This is a genomic window from Acaryochloris marina S15 (assembly GCF_018336915.1).
Lineage (GTDB): Bacteria > Cyanobacteriota > Cyanobacteriia > Thermosynechococcales > Thermosynechococcaceae > Acaryochloris > Acaryochloris marina_A.
This window is the reverse complement of sequence record NZ_CP064923.1, coordinates 1,068,855-1,091,034: the sequence shown is the minus strand read 5'-3', so window position 1 is coordinate 1,091,034 and position 22,180 is coordinate 1,068,855. Positions and strand designations below refer to the sequence as shown.

The window sequence follows — 22,180 nt, the reverse complement described above, 5'->3', positions numbered from 1 at the left end:
GCCACTTGGCATACAGGCTGATGCTACTAGACGATCTATGACCTATTCTTCTTCCTCGTCACGCTTTAGTTCCTTGGATGTGTTTCGAGGGATTGCCATTGCCGGCATGCTTTTGGTCAATCAGTCAGGTTTAGTCAAAGACGCTTATCCTCAACTCCTCCATGCAGATTGGCATGGTTGGACCCTGGCAGATTTGGTGTTTCCTTTTTTCTTATTTGTCTTGGGTGCGTCGATGGCTTTTTCCATGGCCAGACACACGGCTTCTTTGACTCAACCCAAACGGGCTGTCTACCTCAAAATCCTGCGCCGCAGTGCGATTCTGTTCGGTTTGGGGTTATTTCTCAACGGATTTTGGTCCTATAACTTCAGTACTTTGCGGGTGATGGGGATTTTGCAGCGGATTAGTCTGACCTATTTAGCCTCGGCATTCGTGATCTTAAAGCTGCCGCGAAAGAGCCAATGGGGACTGACAGGGCTATTGTTGGTGGGGTATTGGCTTGCCCTCTCGTTTATCCCGGTGCCAGAATTTGGGGCAGGTAACCTGACCCGCACCGGTAATTTTGGAGCCTATATTGACCGCCTAATTATTGGTACGTCCCACTTATATGTGGGAGATCAGTTTAATTCCATGGGTGATCCAGAAGGATTGTTCAGTACGTTGCCTGCGATCGCAACTGTGCTACTCGGCTATTTCGCTGGAGACTGGATTCGTAAACGGGGCAGTGGCCTCAAAATTAAAACTAGTCGCCAAAGCCTGGCCCTCGCCTCCTATGGCTTGATCAGTACTGGCTTGGGATTGTTATGGAGTCTTTGGTTCCCCATCAACAAAAAGCTGTGGACGAGCTCCTATGTGCTATTCACCGTCGGAATTTCGCTTATTCTGCTAGCGGTTTGCTATGAACTGATCGAAGTCCGACGGATTCGTCTTTGGAGTAAGCCTTTTGAGGTGTTAGGTCTCAATTCCCTGGCGGTGTTTGTTGCTTCAGTGTTGATGATTAAAGTCTTAGTCCTCACCAAATTGGGGTCCGGTGATGATGCCGTCAATGCCTTTACATGGTTATTTCAAAATCTATTCTTGACTTGGACCAGTCCGGACTTTGGGTCTTTCTTATTTGCTTTTCTCACCCTCTGTTTCTGGTGGATCGTGGCTTATGTCCTTTATCGACAACAGTGGTTCTTCAAGATCTAAACACAGAATCCATTGTCTCAGAAGTTAATCCCTGAGAGCAATTCATCTGCTTGTTGTATCAGCGTCCTTCCCTCTGCAACTGAATGGGGAGTGACAGGATTTGAGCGTCAAAAACTTGAATTATGACCCCTTATAAAGCCCTCATATGGGGGTTGTCAGATTTGCTCATATAGATGGGTACGCTTTGTCAGAACTCTGACTAGGATCGCCGTTAACACTAGACAAACGGTGAATGGTCGGGGCAAGCGGCGTTCGCTAGCTTGCAAAAGATTTCTAGCTACTGACAAGTTCTTCTGATACTTATGACCGGATTCAATCCATCTCACTCCATCGACAGTGCGCCTGTTGCGGCGCCAGAGACGTCCAGGCAGGTCACCCTGTTTACCGCGACTTGTTTGGTGATTGCCAACATGATTGGGATTGGGGTTTTCACCAGTCTCGGATTTCAAGTCGCAGGTATTCAATCAGGATTTTCATTGCTGTTTCTGTGGTTAGCAGGGGGCGTCTATGCCCTTTGTGGTGCCCTTGCTTATGGGGAACTGGGTGCATCCATGCCTCGCTCTGGCGGTGAATACCATTTCCTCTCCCAGATTTACCATCCGGTCATCGGTTTCTTGTCCGGTTGGGTCTCCGTCACTGTTGGATTTGCTGCGCCTATTGCCCTGATGGCTATTGCTCTAGGCACCTATTTTGCCAAAGTATTTCCTTCGGCAGATCCCACCATTATTGGCTTGGTTGTTGTTCTCCTCGTGACCTTGATTCACTCCCAGAATCTCAAGCTAGGTAGCTCTTTTCAGCAGATTTTTACCCTGCTCAAAATCCTCCTGATTTTGTTTCTGGTCGTGGCCGGTTTTACTTTAGGAACTGGCCAAGAGATTAGCTTTGCTCCCACCAATGCCGATTTCTCCCAAATTATGAGTGCCCCCTTTGCCATTTCCTTGGTATATGTCACCTATTCTTACTCAGGCTGGAATTCAGCGGTTTACTTAGCTAGCGAAGTCAAATCCCCAGAGAAGAATCTACCTCGCTCTCTTTTGCTGGGGACCGCTATCGTTATGGTTTTATATCTGCTGATCAACTTTATTTTTCTCTATACCACTCCCATCGATTTGATGGCTGGGAAGCTAGAAGTCGGCTATATCGCTGCCGATCAAATCTTTAAGGGCAATCCCATTTTGGGGTTTCCAGGAGCTGAGCTGATGGCACTGTTTATCTCATTGGGGCTAGTTTCGTCCATTAGCTCAATGGTATGGGCCGGTCCAAGGGTGACCCAATCTATTGGCGAAGACATTCCTTTCTTCAAGATCTTGGCCAAGAAAAACCGCAGTGGCGTTCCCTACTATGCCCTCTTACTCCAACTAGCGATCGTGATTGCCTTGGTGATTATGAAGCAGTTTGAAACGGTATTGGCCTACTTGGAATTTACGCTGATCCTGTCTTCTTTTTTGACCGTGTTAGGTGTGTTTGTGTCTCGCTTCCGATTCCCAGACTTACCCCGCCCTTACAAAACCTGGGGCTATCCCATTACTCCTTTAATTTTCCTCGCTATGAGTGTATGGGTTCTGGTATTTTTACTTCAACAAAAACCGATGGAATCCTTGGCAGGCTTAGGAACGATTCTTTTAGGCCTCCCCCTCTATTTCATTGCCTCTAAGCAGAAACTTGCATAGACATCTAACCATTATGAAAAATATGCGCTTATCTCTACTCTTAACGGCAGCTCTCCTGTTGGGCGGAGGACTCCAATCCTGCGATTCCTCTAATCAGTCCACTACTTCGGCGAAAACAGAGACCGCCTCAGCCCCTTCCTCCTCCGAAGGCTCCCCCGGTTCCACGCCTACTACGCCTCAAATTGATGAAGTCAAAGCAGCCCGTTGGACAGATATCTCTAAGCTATTAGCCGGGATGAAGGTGGGTGAGGACAGTGAATTTAGTGAGGTACAAAAACGACCGACTTGGGTAAGTCACCATAGTTTTTTAGAAGATGCCTTTGGCAAGCTAGAAGATCAACAGTTGTCTAAGGTCCGTCAATGGGCGGCCATCGAAATTGCTGATTTGCATCGCTCCACCCAACCCTTGTTTTATCCCTTTAGTGGGCCAGATATTCTCTACGCCAACACATTTTTTCCCAAGGCCGAAGAATATGTGTTGATTGCCTTAGAACCCGTGGGGCCGCTACCTGATTTTTCCCAGCTATCCACTGAACAGCAAAACTTGAAGCTTTTAGAAGCGAAGAATTCGTTATTTGCCATCCTGCAATATAGTTTCTTCCGCACCAACGATATGAAGGTGGATCTGCAGAAGCAAGGGGTGCTGCCAGTTTTGTTGGTATTTCTCGCTCGGACCAATAACCGAGTGTTGGATGTGGAATACATCGGCATTGATAGCAGTGGGACGGTTCAATCCACGAATGAGAAGGCCAAGGGGATGGTCCCCGGAGTGAAGGTGACGTTCACCGCTGCTGATGAGGATAAGCCTCGGACCCTGTACTATTTTTCGACGGATCTCTCGGATGATGGTCTCAAGAAAACCCCTCAGTTGGCCCAGTTTGTCGATAATCTAGATCAGCCCAATACTTATCTGAAAGCAGCCTCTTATTTGATGCACTATGACTCAACCTTCAAACAAATTCGAGAGTTAACCTTGGCAAAGGCCACGAATTTGTTACAGGACGATTCAGGAATGCCAGTGCGAGTGTTTGATGACAACCAATGGAATCTAACCTTTTACGGTAATTACACCGCACCCCGGGCACCCTTTACAGCGGAAGAATACCAAACGGATCTCAATCAGATTTATCAGAAAAATGCCAAGATTCAGCGGCTCAATTTTGGTATCGGCTATAACTTTGGGCCGAATGAATCCAACTTGATGTTGGCTAAAGTGAAACGCTAATCCGGTTCAAATTACCTCTGTTTAAAGTTATCCCTGATGCTTGGCTGAAACACTAGGTACTCAGGGATAAGCTGTTCAGCGGATGCCAATGACTCAGCGGGTCTTTAGCCTATTTCCCAGAATACTGATATATCCCATGATGATGGGCATATAGCTTGTTCTCTCTCCCTATCATGAGTGTTTGCTTGATGGATGCAGGTCAACTCTATCCTTCAGTCTTCAATACTCCTTGCAATCCACTCTCTTTGAGGATCGCTGTTGTAGCCGCAATTCCTTGAGGACAAAGACTGATTCAGTCATCGATAAAATTGCTATCGTAGATATTCACCACATTTCATTCCTGCACCTATGAGCCTTAACTTTGCATACCTTGCAGGTGGTAAATTACACCTCAAATTAGGCGAGAGCCCCGTCCGTACAATTGATAGCCAATTTGGGCTAGATGTACAAGACCGGACCCTAAAAAGTCAGCGGCGAAATGCTTGGAAGGATAAAAATCCCATGGCAGGAATGATCCCCCAAGCCTTCTTGCAACAAATGGAAGCAATGGGTGAAGCCAAACTTCCCGTCGCCATTCGATCCGTTAGTCCCTGCAGTCCAGGTCAACTGCTCTATACCCTGGCCGTGGGAGATGTGACCGGCGTGTTTACCCTAGATGCTACGGAAGATAAAGAACAGCGTTTGTTTCATAATTCCGATTTTGCAGTTCAGCATTTGAACGTTCATCCCCAAAAAAGTGAATTTGCCTGTACCGTCATGCATAAAGATGGTTCAGCGAATATCGCAGTGATGCCAATTGATGGAGCCAGACCCAAAGAGATAACGGTAGGAGATTCGATTGATCTAGCACCGCAATGGCTGCCCGGGGATCAAAAAGTACTGGTCTTTCAATCTGCCGGTATTGCCCGAAACTCAGAGGGGTTTGTCTTAGAGCAAAGCCCTTTTACGATTGAAAAATTAGATTTTCAGTCAGGAGAAATGACGACAGTCGCAGAGAGTGACAAATTTGACCTGCTAGCTCCCAAAATGGCTGCGGATAGCTCGCTGTACTATATTCGACGTCCGTATCAAACCCGTCAACGTCGATTGAATATCTTGACACTACTCAAAGATATTCTCCTGATGCCCTTTCGATTAATTCAGGCAATTTATGAATGGCTGAATGTATTTACCCAAGCCTATACGGGGAAACCATTAGTAAAACCTGGTCAACCCAAAATACAAGCTAAGCAAGACTTGTTAATCTGGGGCAATGTCATCAATACAGAAGCCGAAGCAGAGAAAAATCGCCGGTTTGGCGATGAAGACTCACCGGCTCTAGTGCCCCGATCTTGGCAGCTCGTATGTCAGCGCCCAGATGGCGAGGTCCAGGTCATAGGAGATGGGGTCATCTCCTATGACATTGATGCTAACGGTGGTGTTGTTTATACCAATGGCAGTGCTATTTACGCGACCCAGCCCGGAGGGGTACCAAAACGGCTATTGCGAGATCGCCCCATTGAACAAGTGGTGCTGGTTGCAGATCAGTAGGGGCTATGCCAACTGGAATTCTTTTAAAGCGGGCACAAAGTTGTTGTTTTCATGGCTGGGGCGACTGAGCTTGATCAAGGCGAATCGTTGCAGGGGACTTAAGCTTTTCCACTGTTTGAGGCTAATAGTGGCCTTGAAAGACTTGGCTTTTTCCACTAAGTCAGATGGGATCTTAGTCTCATCTAGCCAAGGCGGATTTTCATCAACAGGCACCTCACCAGCTTCTGTTTCTGAATACATAAAGATCAAATCTTGGAGAAATTCTCGATAGTCTTCGATTTCATCTTCTGAGGAACAAGGCTGGAAGGCGAATTGTTCTCGCTCATCTTCGCTAAACTGATTCCATTGGGCGAGCTTCAGCTTGATTCCACAGGTGTCAAGCTTGAAACGGACAATCATGGGAATACAGCGTAAATCGTCTATAAATTCCTGTTCAAACTGGAAAAAGAGGCTATCTTCGGCTGGAAAATCTGGTGGAGTGGACATGGTACTAAACCTCAGGTGGGATTAAATCGTTGGGAGCGTTGCAATTCCATAACATTGTTTGGGATTGGGCATTTGTTGTAATCTTCTGGGCTGGAAGACTGGATAACCAATGCTGAAAAGATTGCCCCCCTTGCTGGATGAAGGATTGCAATGATGAACGGCTTTGATGATGGTAGAAACCGCAAAGGGGTTCCCATTGATCAGGCTGATGGGGCACTAGGGCTAAGGCTTGGGTATTCGGCAATAAGGTTAACCATTCCCTGAGAATATCTGAACGGAGGAGCGGCAAGTCACATGCTAGCAGAAGTACCCAAGTCGTTTGGAGTTGATTCAATCCTGCTAATAATGCAACTAAGGGACCTCTATCGGGCTGGTGTTCCTGCAAGACGATACAGGATGATGGTATGACGTGCTGATAGCGTTCAGGCCAGGGTGTTAGTACATAAACGAGATCGCAGCACTGTAGGGCAGCTTGACAGGCCCGCTGGAGCATAGGTATGCCTTGCCAGCAGAGCAATGCTTTATCAGTCCCCATGCGTCTACTTCGTCCCCCTGCCAAGACTAAGCCGGCAACATAACTGTTTTGAGTGAGTGACGTTGGCTGATTCATGGGAGCTTGAGTAAGGCGGAGGAAAATCGATGATGAACGGGAGAAATATTTCTCCAGGCGTTATTAACTTACAGGTCTGCTAGAAACGTTTGGACTTGTTCAAGGGTTTGTTTTGCTGTTCCATTCACTAATAAATTCTCGGCTGCTTGCAGCCCTTCATTCAAGGTGGAGCTGATCCCCACATGCCAAAGATAGAAGCCCGCATTCCACAAGACGGCAGGCATCAGTTCGCAGGCTTGACCATTTAAGACGGCATGGAGTTGTTCTAGCAATTCCTCGGTGGAGGTGTAGGGAATTTCAGGACCCCCGAGGTCATACTCTCGAGCCGAGAGGATTAAGCGCTGCCAGGTCGGCTCTGATGCCGGCTGATTGAGACCCAGTATTGCTTTGCGATCGCGGGGCAAATCACAACTCCCTTCCAACCCTTTCACCGTTGTGAAATGGTCCGTTCCTCTCAGGGCCAACGCCTCTCGCATCATATTTTCCGTGGGGGGATGGACAAATCCTGCAATCAGATGGTGTTTCCCTAGGTAGGGCTGCCAGAGCAACTCTGTGGTAGCCAGAGGAGGACGCTTCCCGACTTGATCCCTAAACTCTACTAGGCCTTGGGCTAAAGGAAACTGCTCCGGTAAATAAACAAATCCGAGGCCACATTCCGATAGAACCTGATGGATTTGAGCGAGGGAGCGATGGGACCAATCCACCCCTAATCCCTGCCAAAGATCAACCAACGGCACCCCATATTTTGTGGGCATCCGATCGCCGCCATGAAGCAGCACAGGACAGCCGGATGCGGCCAAGATCAAGGCAGTAATGGGTAAGACGGGAGCCGTGCGCGAGCGCCCATCATAGGGAACGCTAAACACAATGACTGGAGAGGGCGCAGATACAGCTGACAGCTCTGGACCTAGATGTTCATAGGCATCCAAAAAACCAGCCAACTCAATTCCCGTGGGTCGTTTAATCCGGTGAGCAATTAAAAAAGCCCCAATTTGAGCAGGAGTGGCTTCTTGCCGCAACATCATTTCCAGGGCGGTTTGGGCTTCGACTCTGCTTAAATCTTTACTGGTATGCCTCCCACTACCTACTTTCTTTAAAAGTTCTCGAAAAATCTGACTCATGGCTATTTACTTTGCCAACTCTAGAATCAAGGGGTTCCTTGATACTGTGTAGCAATTAACCCACATCTCCTCTGATGGGCCTTATGGAATATTGGAGATGAATGAATCATGAACCAAACGTCGAAAATTAGCAATAGGTGGAATTAACAAGCGGTCCTGAGTGGTCACCATAACGACTTCGCGGGTCAGATTTAATTGTGGATTCATATCCTTGGCTTCTGGTGCTGCCAAGTCTCGAATCGCTAGGGAGGGATCATGGAGAGAATCCACTAAGGCCCCCCTAGGCAATAGGGAAATCATTTCTCCTTGGCGGATGACACCTCGAAATGCATCTAGGGTATTGAGTTCAAGGACTGCTTTCAGATCCAATCCTTGACTTTTGAACTGATCCTGGACCAGACGTTGCATCCCATACCCATCTTTGAACATGACTTGAGGGAACTTGGCCAACTCAGGCCAAGGCACAACGGCATGGAAGGCCAAAGGATGTTCTGAAGACATCAGCACTTGAATGGGCTCGTTGTACAGCCAGTCCACCACATTTTCGGATCGACTGGTGAGTAGAGGATTATTCATCACAATAGCCAAGTCGACCAAACCATCTTGAAGTACTTTTAAGGATCGATCACTTCCCAAGGATGTGACCCGCAATTGAACTTCTGGGTAAAGCTGACAAAACTTCTGGAGAACCGGTGGTAAATAATGGGCGCAGACAGAATGAATCGCTGCAACGCATAGTTCAGGCTGCTTACCAGCGCGGAGGTCATTGATCTCCTGGGTGGCATCTTGCCATTCGGTCAAAATTTTACGGACATGAGGGAGTAGCTGATCCCCTGCCAAGGTGAGTTTGCTTTGAGCACCTCGATGCAATAGGGGTAACCCTAATTCAGATTCCAGTCCTTGAATTTGCCGACTCACGGTTGATTGGGTTACCCCACATTTTTTGGCCGCTTGTTGGAAACTCCCAGTTTGGGCTACAGATAAGAATGATTGCAGTTGCTCGAGCCGCATGAAGTGTAGCCTAGATTACAGTCATGAAAGCACAGTAACGAATTTGGTCCGGCTATTCGGTAAGAAGCGATACAACTTCGTTATTGTTTTTAGCGAAAGTGAATTCCCACAGGGCCTCAGACATCCTTCATAAGCGAACGGATACAGTCATCGAGGCTTGCCACGGGGGCATCGTGGTAGGTGTTGTTGATTGGAGCAGTAACCTGTGCCAACTGCTGTTGAAGATATAGACTGAACGTATTTGTTTCATGCCGTGAGAATGATGGCTAAGGATATTAGATAGCGCAATCGTCCACAATCAGCCGGGCAAGGGTTCTATTTCTCAGTCCTAGTAATGCGTCACCCAAGCCCTTACACTTAATAGTGCATTAACTTTAATCGGAACTTAGATAAAACTACCGTGCGAAAAATTGCGATCGCAGGCAACTGGAAAATGCACAAAACCCAGGCAGAAGCCCTGGAGTTTTTGCAAGCCTTTCTTCCCCTGCTACAAGATACCCCTGAAGATCGAGATGTGATTCTCTGTGCACCTTTCACCACACTGACAGCCCTCTCCAAAAACTTACATGGCAGTCGGGTGCAAGTCGGGGCGCAAAATATCCACTGGGAAGACACAGGCGCTTTTACCGGCGAAATCTCCGGGCCAATGCTGCTAGAAACTGGGGTGCGATATGTCGTCGTTGGCCACAGTGAACGTCGCCAGTTCTTTGGTGAAACGGATGCCACCGTTAATCAGCGACTCAAGGCTGCTCAAGGTCATCGTCTCACTCCCATTCTATGTGTGGGTGAATCAAAGGCTCAGCGAGATGCCAATGAGACGGAAGCCGTTATCTTTGAACAGCTTGAAAAAGGTCTGGTGGGTGTCGATCAAAAGAACTTGATTATTGCCTACGAACCCATTTGGGCCATTGGTACAGGGGATACCTGTGAAAGTAGTGAAGCGAATCGGGTGATTGGTTTGATCCGCTCTCGTTTAACAAACCCCGATGTCACCATTCAATATGGTGGGTCTGTTAAGCCAGATAATGTGGATGAGATCATGGCCCAGCCAGAGATAGACGGTGCCCTAGTTGGTGGTGCTAGTCTAGCGGGAGACGGTTTCGCACGAGTCGTTAATTATCAGTCATGATTAAGTTTTGGAGGGCAATTCCATGCCCTCCAACTCCGCTTGTAGATATCTAAAAAAACGTGCTGCCTGAGCATCTAAGATACCAACAATTTGAGACTAAATCGCTAGACTAAGGGTATGGCTAAGAAAACCATCCGAGCGACTCTTCTCAAGCTGGGAGCAGGGCTAGTTGTGATCGCTGTCCTGACTACTATTGTTGTGGGGCCTTCCCTGACGGTTCAGGGAGTTCCTGTTGGGATTATTCTCAAGTTCTTGCAGGATGGGCAAGCTCGGGAGGCTTATTTTTCTGACGATAAGCAGGGTTTACATACTCGTCTACAAGAACTGGACGTTGAAGAAGAAATTAAAGCGTTCTACCGACCGCAAATTCCAAATGAAGTCAAGCTAGATCAACATATCCATCAGATCTTTTATGACACCGCAGGGTATGTGGGGAAAGCCTATCGAGTGAATGCTCAAAACACCCTGGTATTAATTGACCGCCAGTTTGAGCAATGGTATCCCTTGGCGTATCAAGCCGGTGTGGTGGTTGATAGTGTCTATGAAGATAATATCCACTATGTTGTGGGGCCAGATGGCATCACGGCTCCTTATAAACAAGTGGCGCAGCTATTTCCCATTCCCACCCTTAAGCAATTAATCAAATTGAAATCAGAACAATCTCTGTCGAAGGGGAAAGCGCGTTAACCCTGATTACCTTGGTTTATCTGGCATGAGCCCAGCGTCTGCTCAAAAAACCTACTACAGTTGTTCTTCTAGTTTTTGCTTATTCCATAAGGTTTGGTAGAGCCCTGGCTTTTGGACGAGATGAGTGTGAGTTCCTATTTGGACAATTTCGCCTTGATCCATCACAAAGATCTGATCTGCGATCGCAGCTGCTGATAATTGATGAGAAATAAACACAACGGTCTTTCGCTGAGTGTCGCTTGATAAGTTATTCAGGATTTCAGTGGCCGTTTGATTATCCACACTGGACAAGGCATCATCCAAAATGAGGATAGGGGCATCCACTAATAACGCTCGTGATAGTGCTGTACGCTGACGTTGCCCTCCAGATAGCGTAATACCCCGCTCTCCCACAATGGTTTTATATCGCTGGGGAAAGTTCAACACCTCATCATGGATTTGAGCTTGCTTGGCCACATATTCCACGTCTGATGCATCGCTGAGGGGATTGCCATAGCGAATATTATTTTTGAGACTCGTACTGAATAGGAAACTATCTTGGGGCACATAGGCAATAGCATTTCTAAGGTCGCGCAGATGCACTTGGGTCACATCATGGCCATCAACGAAGAGTTGCCCTGACGAAATGTCTAATAAACGGGGTAAAGCGTTAGCCAGTGTTGATTTTCCCGAGCCAACGGGGCCCACAATCGCAACTGTTTCTCCTGGTTGAATTTGGAAACAGACCTGTTTTAACGAAGGGACGGCAGCACCTGGGTAGGTAAAAGTGAGATTTTCTGCAATTAATTTGCCTTGAACTTTCTCTTGCTCTAATCGTTGGGATTGGTCTGTATTTTGAATGTGAGGTTCTACCCCCAGAATGGTTTCAATGCGATCAATACTGACTTCACCCCGTTGATAGGCAGTAATGGTGAACCCTAAAAGGGCTGTGGGGAAAATGAGTTGCTCAACATATAGCAGCAAGGCTACAAAATCACCGACACTAATACCACCGGACGGAATTGAACGACTCCCAAAAGCCAGCAGCACTAGTAGGCTAATACTCGCCATTCCCCCCAAAACAGGGAACAGAATATTCCGGGTCTTGGCTAGCTTCAGATTGGCAGTTAATAACGCTTGATTCAGATGTTGAAATTCTGACTGTTCATTGGTTTCTTGGGCATAAATTTTAATTAAAGAGATGCCACTCATATCTTCCTGGACCAGCTCACTCATATTGGAGAGAGCCTGCTGCACGGCTAATTGCTCACTGCGTAGACGATGGCTAAAGAATTGAACTAACAGCATTATGAGGGGATACACTGCGATAGCAGTTAGACTCAATACCGGATCGATGGCCAGCATGACTGGCAATCGTAGGGCATAGGCAAATAAGGTGTTGGCCAAGCTAAGGACCGCAAAGCCTACTAAACGACGAATATTATCCACATCGCTAGTGGCACGATTAATCAGGTCACCTGCGGTATTCTCGGCGAAGTAAGAAGGCTCTAAAGACAGTAGGTGCTCAAAAATTCGCTGTTTGAGATCGAATTCGACTTGTCGGCCTGTCCCAAATAACAAAATCCGAGAGGCCATGCGGAAACACCACATGATTGAGGCTAGGCCAGCGATGACTAAAATGTTGTGGAGGATGGGACCAAAACTAAAGGCGATCTCTAAGTCATCAATGGCATTGCGGATGAGCAGCGGTAAGTAGGTTCCTAAACTGTTGACAATGAACAGCGCCAAAATGCCCAAAAAGACGCTGCGCCAATGGGGTTGAAGATATTGAACTAACTTGTGTAGTCGAGAATACTTACCGGTTGTCTTAGCCATTGCTTCAGTCTAACCTTGCCCGTCTTTTCCTTCACAAAAGGCCTGCTATTTCACAGCCTTAGGACTTCTATAAGATTGAATCAGTAGGGTTGCAATATTCTCCAAGAAGAAGTGTATCCTGAGTCAATCTTGAGATCAGACGGAACTGGGCACTTACTGGAGTAGTCATTAGATCGAAGGTCGGGCTCAAAGTCATCCAAAAAGGGTTGTAATTGTGTCATTTGGTCAGCAGTTTGGCTCAAAGACATTGACAGACGCTAGGCATGACGCTATAAGGGAGTTCATGTTTTCTTTATTGTTATTCGTGATTAGACCGTTGCCGGTTGGGCAAGTTGGGGTCATTTGCAAAGGAGTTCCGCAATGAAACGCAACCGCTGGTTATCTGCCGTTGGTGCAAGTGTCGTTGGATTAAATGTGGTAGCAGCTATAGGGCCAAAGGCTATAGGTAATCAGCCGCCTCAAGTTGCAGTAGGTACCTCTATCTGGCGCAATGGCTCCTTCCCGGTGGAGAATTTTCAGGGATATACCTCTCCGTTTGGCTATCGTTCGTCTCCGACAGGAGGCTATTCAACCGAATTTCATACAGGCCTCGATTTTGCAGCTCCCAATGGGAGCTACATTCGCAACTGGTGGTCTGGGCGAGTGATCAGAGTTTCAGGCAAGACAGCTTGTGGCACTTCTGTTCGCGTCCAGTCTGGGTCTTGGATTCATGTCTATTGCCACATGAAAGGCTATGTTGCCAGAGATAGCAGAGGGCCATACATCGTCGATGGTGGATTACGTATTCGACAAGGACAAACCGTAAAAGCTGGTCAACGCATTGGTCGGGTTGGAATGACCGGACGTACTACGGGCCCCCACCTTCATTGGACCCTCAAATATCAAGGCAAGCTGGTCGATCCAGCCGCAGTACTACGGGCGATGCACCGTGCTCAGCGCGGTTCTATTAGCCAAAAATTATAGTGAATACCATCTCAAGTCAATCGGTTCAGAATTAACACTTAATTTGAACTGCTTAAACAAATTATCGAGCAGAAATACGTATTTCTGCTCGATAATTTGTTTACTTTTCTAGGCGCACAACATACCATTGCAAAAATTCACCAGGTCCTAGATCTAGCTCACAAGCAGTTGAGGCCAGATGTTTGGCTTGTTCTGGAATGGTTGACATCCCTTGAAGATCTGGAGGAAGGTCGTCCTGCTGTGTCGATAAAACAGACTCTAGCTTGACGACCAGTTCTGCTGCCGTTAGAAACTTTTCTGGCTGGTTGGTTTCCAGCACAACGTACATATCATCATCGCCATACATTAGGGAATCTGGCATTTGACTTACCCTGAAACCGTAACTTGCTTGCGGAGCGATCTAGATCGGCGCTTAGCTGTATCGTTCTTTGGATCTCGGGATAATACCTCATCATAGGTATCTAATGCCTGGCGCATAAGCTTTTTCCGCTCATAGGCATGGGCCAGATTGTTCATTGCCACTAGGTAATCCGTTTTACACTTCAGGGCTTCTTTATAATTTCGAATGGCTAAATCAAATTGTTCTTGGCCGAAGTAGGCATAGCCTAGAGCGTTATATAACGGAGCTAAGGGTTCGATGGTCGGATTGCTTTCTGAAACTTCAGCATCGTCTTCTTCTGAAGGAAAGGTGCCAACCTCATCTTCAGCGGCCTTCAGCGCCTTTTTGAGTTGGGTCACAGCTTGGACGAAAAGCTTTTTCTGCAAATAGATACTACCTAGCTCGAAATATTCTTCGACCGTACCGATATCTTTTTTGAATTTGCTTTCTAGCTTGGAAATGGTGAGTTCATTCTTGCGTGTTCTTAAAACTTGGCGAAACACAAACCACCCTGCGAAGCAGAGTAAGACCAAGAAAAGTGTCAAATAGAGGGTTGCTAAAGAATTATCCATTGTCGTTTGCTTTCAACAGTTCCTTGATACATTCTTGATATTCTTACAGCCTATCAAACTCACTAATCATCTTGTACCAGTGAAGAGGTGTGGGTTACCGAGTGATTGATACGTTGAGTTTTTCTGATCTAAGACAGACCTGATGAGGTCTTGATTCGCAGTAGTTTTCCTCGGCTGGATATAGCCATGAGAATATCGATGCCAAATTTTGTAACATTGGCATTTGAAGAAGGTTGTAATAAAGAGCAATCTGAGTCTACAAACCCAATTGAGTTAAGTGAGGCAGAAAGTCTTCCCATGAAAGCCCCTGCTGTAAATATTGTGGATGGGCTGGATCGTAAGGGCCTTGTAACCGGTCAATGGAGAGAATGGTGGCATCCTCAGGCAAGATAGGAGTATCGACATCAAAAGCTGTCGGTCGCATCAGTGAACTAGAAAAACCCCTAAAAATAGCGATCTCATCCGGTTCACCTGCAACCTCCGCTTTAACAATCAATACTTCTTGAGGACATTGAAGGGTATATTGCTCTAACCTATCCCCGATTGCCATGGCTCAACGTGCTTAAGAATGTAATGAATCGATTAGTAACCTGTGGCTGAACGGCCTTGCTTCGATAAGCGGAATAGCAAAAAATAGCCGAAGTAAAATCCATAGAGAATCAATGAGAGGGTGGCTAAGATGTTAATCCGACTGACACCAGAGCTAGCATGAACCATCGATGCAACCCCATAGGCAGGTTCTAACCAAACCTGACATTGATCCGCTGCGATCGCAGTTTTAGACCCCGCACACCCTAGAGAGGGGACTAATGCTGCAGCAGAAATAAGGCAAAAAAGAGACGTAGCCCATCGCCACGAGGTCAAGGCTAGTTTTAACTTGCCACGACGATCATCGATTTCTTCATTAAGATCCACCCAAAACCAGAGACTGACTGGAACCAGAAGCAGAGCGAGAAAGAGTGTCACAAAGCTGAGGGGGACTTGGGCCATCATCAAATACATGGTGATGAGCAATAAACTGGCGACTCGCCAGTAGATGACCAAAAGCCGGCTAATGGGTTGGGCATTTTCAATAATGGCCCACACCAATAAACCTAAGGGGAAAAACACTAAAAAGACGAGCGCCAGTCGGCAATCTGTCCATACTAGCGTTCGTAACATTTCAATGGACATAAAGTTCTCAAACGTTGGTTCAGCATATCTACTCTACCCAGAATTGGCCCCTTAAAAGTCAATCTGCAGTGGGGGCTAGGATGAGGTAACGGGTTGGTAGGTCCACAGTTCTTCAATTTGCTCTTCGATTTCAGTGGTTAGGGATGTAAAAAATATACCTTCTTCGGCATCAGGATGGTGGGTCAACCAAACCCCGCGCATAATAACTTCAATATCGTGGCTGATGAAGTCTGACGGTACTACCGATTCTGGAGATGAGTCTGAGAGAGACTCCTGGGTGCTTAAAGAGACGGCATCACAATGCCCTTGAGTAAGTTCAAAGGCCAAAGCTCTGACTTCAGGAATCTCAGAAGGCACAATCAGGGATACAAAGCTAGGTTCCATATGGATAGGTTGGGCAGATCGCATGGCTAAGACAACACGCCGATTGATAACGTCTTCAATCGGATCAGCGACGGATTCTAAAATAGTGCCTTGCTTGCCATAGTTAAATTTCAACATGTCCCACAGCCCCCGCTAAATTGATGACCTAACTCCCTGAAAACTGACTATTATTAAGAACTAGTTCTAAAATCTTGACTGGATTAAACTCAGCATATAGACGCTTTTGACATTCACTTGTAGCCTAATGCGGTAATCAGGTCAAATATACTACAATCGTAGTACAATTTGTCTACGTTGTTTAGTTTATTTAGAGGAACTGTAAATGTCTATCACTCATTCCGTCCCTACCACTGAGATGCAAGTCACCAGTATTCGGTTGGAGCGAGAATTGAAGGATAAACTTAAAAACCTCTCTGGCCATCAGGGCTATCAAGCGCTAATTCGCGATATTCTTTGGAATTATGTTCAGCAAAAATCGGGGGACTTTACCCCTACCGTTGAACTGTCACAAATCTCTGCATCATTTCCCGCTATCGCTCAGGCAGACACCCGTTGTGCTTTAACGGGCAGAGCGATTCGCTCTCAAGAGTCTATCCAACTGGGATTAACAACAGAAGGGGTACTGATTCCCCTCAGTTCAGGTAGCCTGTCAGCATAAGGTTTTGCGTAATGATTGCGTTCAGAATGGGCTTGAGTTAGACCTTGCGATCACTCTAAAAAAAGTCTGGAGATTCTGACGATTTATAAACTTAACGCACAGAATAAGGGGGCTATCTGGGCACGCTTGAGATAGAGAGCAACTTTCCCAAAGTGTGCACGTCTACCCAACTCAAATGACGCCCTTGATGTGGGCGTTGAGGTGCAAGTTATGAATAATCGTAGAAAAGGGTGGGACCGATGGCAGATTCCCATGACAGCGTTGCTGCTGATGGTGGGGATGGGCGGTAAGGGGCCTGTTGTGAATGCCAATCCGGCTAATTTTGCCAGTCTCAGTTTATCGCCTGGATTCAGTTCCAAAACTGTAAAAGGCTATGCAAAAGGAGCCATTGCGCTTCATCGAGTTGTGGGGGAGCGAGATATGCAGAGAAATATGTGCTTGGGGTATGGCTCTCCTAGTCCAGATCATGTGCTGGTTTTGACGAAAAAGGTGAACAAGCTACGTTTGCAAGTCAATAGCAGACGAGACACAACCCTACTGATTAAAGGACCCAAAAATCGCCTCTATTGCCTGGATGACTCGGCTCAAGGGAAAGATGCGGGTTGGATTGCGGATCAACTTCCTGCAGGAAAGTATTCAATTTGGGTGGGTGCTTTTGAAAGAGGGCAACAATTTCGCTATACCGTCACTGTGGATGAGCCCTAAGCTACGTTAACTTTCTCCACTCCAAGGTTTTCTAAATTTACGTTCATTCGGTTGTGGTCAGAATCAGCTGATAGGGACAACCCCTCTTTTTGAGGGGCAGGGATGCATTTTATTCATGCCGTAAATGCAATTAACGCATTTATGACCCTTGTCGATCGATAACTTTGATAGATTCACTACAATTTAGGCCAGTCGATTCAGACTAAATAGGGTCAGGTTCCCTATTGGCTGAAGTTTGCATGGTCTCAAAATTTATCCGCTTTTTGGGTTCAATTAAGTTAGCTGTACCCGTATTAGTTGCGATCGCAAGTATCTTGGTTTGGGCCACGTTCTATGAGAGCAAAGTTGGCTCCCTTGTGGTTCAACAGCAAATTTATAAAAGTCCCTGGTTTGGAGCCTTGATGTTCCTGCTGGCAGTCAATTTGGGCATCTCTACCCTGTCCCGCTATCCCTGGCGAGGAGCCCGGAAAGTCGGTTTTGCCCTCACCCACTTAGGGCTGATTGTGCTGATTGCGGGATCTGCGGCAGTGATTCATCTCGGTGTGGAAGGACTATTACTAGTCCGCACGGATCAGCCTGCTAACCATCTGGTGAGGGTTGAGGGTGAGTTACTGGAAGTGATGGATGACCAAGGTCAAGTGCAACAGGCGGCGGTGATGGTAACGCCTGAGCGAGTTATTTCTCCCACTCAATTTGTTGGGCTGACGTTGTTGGACTACAACGAGAATTCGATCGAAACAGTTGAGTACCGAGAAGGTGATGCCCAGGATGAGCCAGCAATACGCTTGGTATTAAGTAGCGATCGCATGGGCCAAACCTTCGAACAATGGCTATCCCCCGCTGCTGACAGAATTGATTTGGGGCCTGCCCAACTGGAGCTTTGGCAAGCTGCAGATAAGAGCAACCTCCAACAGCTTTTAGCAGATCCCACTCAAGCTCAATCCAGGCCATCTGGAACCCTACAGATACAGTTGGGAGAAATAAATACCACCTTTGCCATTGATGAGTTGCATCGTCATGATGGGAGTTTAGATGATGCAACGATACATCTAGTCAATGCCTGGCCAGACTTTCGGTTGGATGATCACAATCAGCCCATCACTGCGTCCCAGGACTGGCGTAATCCAGCCGTTGAAGTGGAACTAGTCCAGGCGGATCACCGAGAACACTGGTATGTGTTTGCCCAAACGGGATTAGACCCCATCTTAGTGGGAGATGCTGAGCAATTTGATCTGAGCTTGAGCTATCAAGTGCCACCTCCCTCTGCCACGGACTATTTTCGGGTCGTTGTGGCTAATCAACAGCTCTATTATGCAGCTCGGTCTTCCCAAGAATTTTCCTCAGGCCCCTTGGCCATGGATCAAATCATTCAACCCGGCTGGGCAGATTTTCAAATCGCCCTGGCAGACTGGCTTCCCCATGCTGAGATGATTCAAGAGCGTTTCTCGGCTCCACCTGGGGTAGAGGGGGTTCCGGCGTTGCAGGTTGCGACTGCAGATGGGCATCGGCAGTGGCTACCCTGGGGAGAATCAGCGCTGATTACAGATGGTTCCCATGCATTGATGACAGCGTTTGGTCCCCGGATGATGGCTTTACCCTTCGGGATTAGTTTGGATGACTTTATCGTTGAGCGGAATGAAGGCAGCGAATCGGTGGCCATGTGGACCAGTCAGATTCGCCTCGAAAATTTAGAGGGGGGAGAAACCCAACAACGCTCGGTCTGGATGAACCACCCCACCTGGTACCAAGGGTGGAAAATTGCTCAAGCCTCATGGAATCCTGGGGATTTGAACCAGTCCACTCTGCAAATTAAACGCGAACCGATATGGGTGACCGCGTTGACTTGGAGTGGTGCCTTATTAACGGTAGTGGGCATTGGCGTCATGTTCTATGGCCCCACCCTGTGGAAAAAGCGGGCAAAACCCTTCCCTACAGCCATACCGGAAGACTCTGCTCAGCCAGTTGTGGCTGATCCAGCACCCATTTCACTTGCGACTCAGGATGGATAATGAATCAATTGAAATTTTTATGGGGACTTTGTCTCGCTTGTGCGTTGATGGTCACCCCTATTAGTCAATGGCAGCCGACTACCCAAACGGCGGTTGATACGATGGCTGTTCAGCTGGATGGGCGAAAGAAGCCGTTAGATACAGTGGCCAGAGAAACAGTAGAGACGCTTCATGGTTCAGAGCGCTATCAGCTATTGAGTGGTGAGGTTTTAGATGCCCCTCAAATCTATTGGTCTCTCTGGCAGAACAGTCGGGATTGGAATGATGAACCCTTTATTTTGGTCAACTATCGTCCCCTCAAAGCCGAAATAGGATTGCCCGTAGAGCAAAAGCATTTTAGTTTCTCTACTCTAGTCAATTCTGACTTGGCCCGTATCTTGCAACAAGCGCATACCAAGCAGCTGCAAGAACAGCCACTGACAAGGGATGAACGTGAAGCTTTCACCCTCGAAGATCGACTGAATTTAATGTTGGATACGGTGGGTAATCAAACGTTGCCCCTCGTTCCCCATCCGCGAGATATCAAAGGCACTTGGGTAGGGGTTGCGGAGGCGCAGCAGCTGTATTCTTCTGAGATAGCGACCCACATTCAAGCCCAGTTTGAGCAACTCAACCAGCAATATCAAGGCAATGGTGATGATTTAAGTGCTTTGGAGGAGCCTGCAACTTCATTGCAACGGTCCTTAGCAGACTTGAGTTCTGGGATTTACCCAGATCAAGCAACCCTGCACCGGGAAGTGTTTTTCAATCACTTCCATCCCTTTGGTAAAGCTTGGAAACTATATGGGATAGCATTTCTCATACTCCTCATCAGCCAACTCATTCCGAACTTCGATTTCTATTGGAGCGGTATGGGAACGTTTCTTGGAGGCATCTTGGTTCAGGCCTTTGGTTTCGGTCTGCGCATGCAAATTGCGGGCCGTCCTCCCGTCACCAATATGTATGAGTCAGTGGTGTGGGTTGGATTTGGAATTGCTGCCTTAGCCTTTTGTTTTGAACTACAGACCCGAGCCCGCTCCTACTTATTGGCGGCAGCTCCCCTAGCAGTCGTTTGTCTATTGCTGGCGGATAGTTTACCTGCGGTGCTAGATCCCAGTATTGCTCCCTTAGTGCCTGTCCTCCGAGATAACTTCTGGTTGAGTATCCATGTGCCCACAATTACCCTCAGCTATGCCAGCTTCGCTTTGGCAATGGGACTGGGGCATCTAACGCTCATTCAGTATTGGCGGCGACCTGAAGGCACGACCATGGCAATCTCCTTATCTCGCCTCAATACCCGGGTGATTCAAGTGGGTATTTTGCTGCTCACCACGGGCATTATTTTGGGCGGTATCTGGGCCCATTTTTCCTGGGGACGGTTTTGGGGCTGGGATCCGAAAGAGACTTGGGCTTTAATTGCTTTGCTCTGCTATTTAGCTCCTGTGCATGGCCGGTTGGCCGGTTGGTTAGGTTATTTTGGCATGAGTGTTGCGAGTGTTTTGGCCTTTAATGCTGTGCTGATGGCTTGGTATGGGGTCAATTTTGTCTTGGGAACCGGACTACATAGCTATGGGTTTGGCACAGGTGGCTCTGAACTGCTGATTGCCAGCATTGTTGGCTTAGATACCTTGTTCGTTCTAGCAACGATTCTTCGCTATCGTTCTCAACATCATACTGATGCCTCTATTCCAGTACCTGAGGTGCAGACGGTTGATGCATAGCTGGATTGGGCAGCCCCACTTATACATACCTATGGGGAAATAAAGCGATGGCCGTTCTCACACCTGAAGAGGTACAAACAAAAGTCCAACAAGGTATTTCTTTGCAGGGGGCAGAGCTCAGTAATATCAATTTACAAGGGTGCTGCCTGGATGAAGGCCACTTTCCGCAAGCCTATTTGCGCGTGGCTAATTTATCCGGAGCGTCCTGCAATCGAGCCGATTTTACTGAAGCCATCCTGATCTTTTCGATCCTTACAGGAATTAGCTTACAAGACGCCCTACTCACCGAGGCCCAACTCACATCCGCCCGGCTGGACTCGGCTAATTTGATGGGAATTCATGGGGTGAAGTTAAAGCTCCATGGTGCTTGTTTGGATCAGGCGAATGTAGCTACAGCCATATTAGAGGCAGTCGATTTGGCAGAGGCAAAAGGCCACTATGCCTCTTTTCGAGATGCCATTTTGATCAAGGCGGATTTATCCCAGAGTGACTTTAAGGGTGCTAACTTCAGTCGGGCTAAGCTCAATGATGCCAATCTGAGTCAGGCCCAGTTTCCAGAAGCCATCTTTGCCCATGCCCGCTTGGAGCGTTCTCAGTTTGTGAAATCCGATTTGAAACAGGCTGATTTTAAGGGGGCTGATCTAATCGGTAGCAACTTTGATCAAGCCAATCTCAAGGAAGCACAATTGCAGGAGGCCAGTTTAGATCATGTGTCCTTGATCCGGGGCTGTATGAGTGCAACCCATCTTGAGCAGGCCTCCCTGTATAGCGCTAATTTGGAACAGGCTGATTTAACCGGTGCCATCGTCACCAATACAGATTTTCGGGATGCCAATCTAGAAAAGACTCAACTGCACAAGGTAGATTTCTCTAACAGCATTGTGTCAGGTGCTATCTTCACCGATGCCCACGGTTTAACAAGTGAGCAAAAGCAACTACTTCGAAAACGAGGTGCGTTAAATATCCCTAGTTAATGTAGCTTTTTATACGATTAACAGAAACCATCTGTGAAGTTCTTGAAATATGCACTTTGGTATGCATTAAATGCATTGATTCAATGCATATTTTAGCTGTTAAAAAGCTTTAATTGTATTAATTGATACGACCTAAGGAATCATTATTTTTTAACTTAGAATGCATATTTTGCAATAGCAGGTAAATTTT

The 22,180-nt window shown here is 47.1% G+C and carries 22 protein-coding genes; 12 read left to right on the top strand and 10 right to left on the bottom strand.

The features are described 5' to 3' along the window. The first annotated feature begins 37 nt into the window (after window positions 1–37). The 4 genes from I1H34_RS05815 (at window position 38) to I1H34_RS05800 (ending at window position 5,614) form a co-directional block, all read left to right on the top strand. Window positions 38–1,189, top strand: coding sequence for an acyltransferase family protein (locus tag I1H34_RS05815; protein ID WP_212664770.1), 1,152 nt, complete (start codon window positions 38–40; stop codon window positions 1,187–1,189). Window positions 1,190–1,491: 302 nt separating this feature from the next. Then, window positions 1,492–2,859 (top strand): APC family permease, encoded by a 1,368-nt coding sequence (locus I1H34_RS05810; protein ID WP_212664769.1) that lies wholly within the window; start codon window positions 1,492–1,494, stop codon window positions 2,857–2,859. A gap of 13 nt (window positions 2,860–2,872) precedes the next feature. Continuing rightward, entirely contained in the window at window positions 2,873–4,084 is a 1,212-nt protein-coding gene (locus I1H34_RS05805) for a hypothetical protein (RefSeq protein ID WP_212664768.1), read from the top strand. A gap of 348 nt (window positions 4,085–4,432) precedes the next feature. After that, entirely contained in the window at window positions 4,433–5,614 is a 1,182-nt protein-coding gene (locus I1H34_RS05800) for a TolB family protein (protein ID WP_212664767.1), read from the top strand. Between the two features lie 3 nt (window positions 5,615–5,617). Here I1H34_RS05800 and I1H34_RS05795 read toward each other — a convergent pair whose 3' ends face one another. From I1H34_RS05795 to I1H34_RS05780, 4 genes are all read right to left on the bottom strand, one after another. Further along, window positions 5,618–6,100: a nitrate reductase associated protein gene (locus I1H34_RS05795; protein ID WP_212664766.1), complete on the bottom strand. Its 483-nt coding sequence runs from the start codon at window positions 6,098–6,100 to the stop codon at window positions 5,618–5,620. 4 nt (window positions 6,101–6,104) lie between these two features. Next, the gene (locus I1H34_RS05790; protein WP_212664765.1) at window positions 6,105–6,710 is read right to left on the bottom strand and encodes a molybdenum cofactor guanylyltransferase; all 606 of its coding nucleotides are present in this window, start codon (window positions 6,708–6,710) and stop codon (window positions 6,105–6,107) included. Between the two features lie 68 nt (window positions 6,711–6,778). After that, window positions 6,779–7,831: an anthranilate phosphoribosyltransferase family protein gene (locus I1H34_RS05785; protein ID WP_212664764.1), complete on the bottom strand. Its 1,053-nt coding sequence runs from the start codon at window positions 7,829–7,831 to the stop codon at window positions 6,779–6,781. 81 nt (window positions 7,832–7,912) lie between these two features. Beyond that, complete coding sequence (locus I1H34_RS05780) at window positions 7,913–8,842, bottom strand: LysR family transcriptional regulator (RefSeq protein WP_212664763.1); 930 nt, start codon at window positions 8,840–8,842, stop codon at window positions 7,913–7,915. 400 nt (window positions 8,843–9,242) lie between these two features. Between I1H34_RS05780 and tpiA the strand changes: the two genes are divergently transcribed. Then, on the top strand, window positions 9,243–9,971 hold the full coding sequence (gene tpiA / locus I1H34_RS05775) for a triose-phosphate isomerase (RefSeq protein ID WP_212664762.1): 729 nt from the start codon (window positions 9,243–9,245) through the stop codon (window positions 9,969–9,971). 117 nt (window positions 9,972–10,088) lie between these two features. Beyond that, the gene (locus I1H34_RS05770; protein ID WP_212664761.1) at window positions 10,089–10,658 is read left to right on the top strand and encodes a hypothetical protein; all 570 of its coding nucleotides are present in this window, start codon (window positions 10,089–10,091) and stop codon (window positions 10,656–10,658) included. 54 nt (window positions 10,659–10,712) lie between these two features. Here the strand turns inward: I1H34_RS05770 and I1H34_RS05765 are convergent, their stop codons facing one another. Then, on the bottom strand, window positions 10,713–12,473 hold the full coding sequence (locus I1H34_RS05765) for an ABC transporter ATP-binding protein (protein WP_212664760.1): 1,761 nt from the start codon (window positions 12,471–12,473) through the stop codon (window positions 10,713–10,715). Between the two features lie 360 nt (window positions 12,474–12,833). On the opposite strand from I1H34_RS05765, the gene I1H34_RS05760 reads away from it, so the two are divergent. Then, window positions 12,834–13,436: a M23 family metallopeptidase gene (locus I1H34_RS05760; protein WP_212664759.1), complete on the top strand. Its 603-nt coding sequence runs from the start codon at window positions 12,834–12,836 to the stop codon at window positions 13,434–13,436. A 100-nt stretch (window positions 13,437–13,536) separates the two neighbouring features. On the opposite strand, the gene I1H34_RS05755 is transcribed toward I1H34_RS05760, so the two are convergent. The 5 genes from I1H34_RS05755 to I1H34_RS05735 form a co-directional block, all read right to left on the bottom strand. Further along, window positions 13,537–13,797: a CRR7 family NDH-1 assembly protein gene (locus I1H34_RS05755; protein WP_212664758.1), complete on the bottom strand. Its 261-nt coding sequence runs from the start codon at window positions 13,795–13,797 to the stop codon at window positions 13,537–13,539. Window positions 13,798–13,802: 5 nt separating this feature from the next. Next, on the bottom strand, window positions 13,803–14,387 hold the full coding sequence (locus I1H34_RS05750) for a tetratricopeptide repeat protein (protein WP_212664757.1): 585 nt from the start codon (window positions 14,385–14,387) through the stop codon (window positions 13,803–13,805). Between the two features lie 256 nt (window positions 14,388–14,643). Continuing rightward, complete coding sequence (locus tag I1H34_RS05745; protein WP_212664756.1) at window positions 14,644–14,937, bottom strand: DUF7734 family protein; 294 nt, start codon at window positions 14,935–14,937, stop codon at window positions 14,644–14,646. A gap of 32 nt (window positions 14,938–14,969) precedes the next feature. After that, window positions 14,970–15,560, bottom strand: a complete 591-nt coding sequence (locus I1H34_RS05740) for a DUF3177 family protein (protein ID WP_212664755.1) — start codon at window positions 15,558–15,560, stop codon at window positions 14,970–14,972. A 75-nt stretch (window positions 15,561–15,635) separates the two neighbouring features. Continuing rightward, on the bottom strand, window positions 15,636–16,061 hold the full coding sequence (locus I1H34_RS05735) for an alr0857 family protein (RefSeq protein WP_212664754.1): 426 nt from the start codon (window positions 16,059–16,061) through the stop codon (window positions 15,636–15,638). 205 nt (window positions 16,062–16,266) lie between these two features. Between I1H34_RS05735 and I1H34_RS05730 the strand changes: the two genes are divergently transcribed. The 5 genes from I1H34_RS05730 (at window position 16,267) to I1H34_RS05710 (ending at window position 21,990) form a co-directional block, all read left to right on the top strand. After that, a complete protein-coding gene (locus I1H34_RS05730; RefSeq protein WP_212664753.1) occupies window positions 16,267–16,602 on the top strand; it encodes a hypothetical protein in 336 nt (111 codons plus the stop codon). A gap of 210 nt (window positions 16,603–16,812) precedes the next feature. After that, window positions 16,813–17,307 carry a hypothetical protein gene (locus I1H34_RS05725; protein ID WP_212664752.1) on the top strand — a complete coding sequence of 165 codons (495 nt, stop codon included), beginning with the start codon at window positions 16,813–16,815 and terminating at the stop codon, window positions 17,305–17,307. Between the two features lie 239 nt (window positions 17,308–17,546). Next, on the top strand, window positions 17,547–19,316 hold the full coding sequence (locus I1H34_RS05720; RefSeq protein WP_212664751.1) for a cytochrome c biogenesis ResB family protein: 1,770 nt from the start codon (window positions 17,547–17,549) through the stop codon (window positions 19,314–19,316). Then, window positions 19,316–21,016, top strand: a complete 1,701-nt coding sequence (gene ccsA / locus I1H34_RS05715) for a cytochrome c biogenesis protein CcsA (RefSeq protein WP_212664750.1) — start codon at window positions 19,316–19,318, stop codon at window positions 21,014–21,016. Before I1H34_RS05720 ends, ccsA begins: the two co-directional genes overlap by 1 nt. 47 nt (window positions 21,017–21,063) lie before the next feature. Beyond that, window positions 21,064–21,990: a pentapeptide repeat-containing protein gene (locus I1H34_RS05710; RefSeq protein ID WP_212664749.1), complete on the top strand. Its 927-nt coding sequence runs from the start codon at window positions 21,064–21,066 to the stop codon at window positions 21,988–21,990. Window positions 21,991–22,180: the final 190 nt, after the last annotated feature.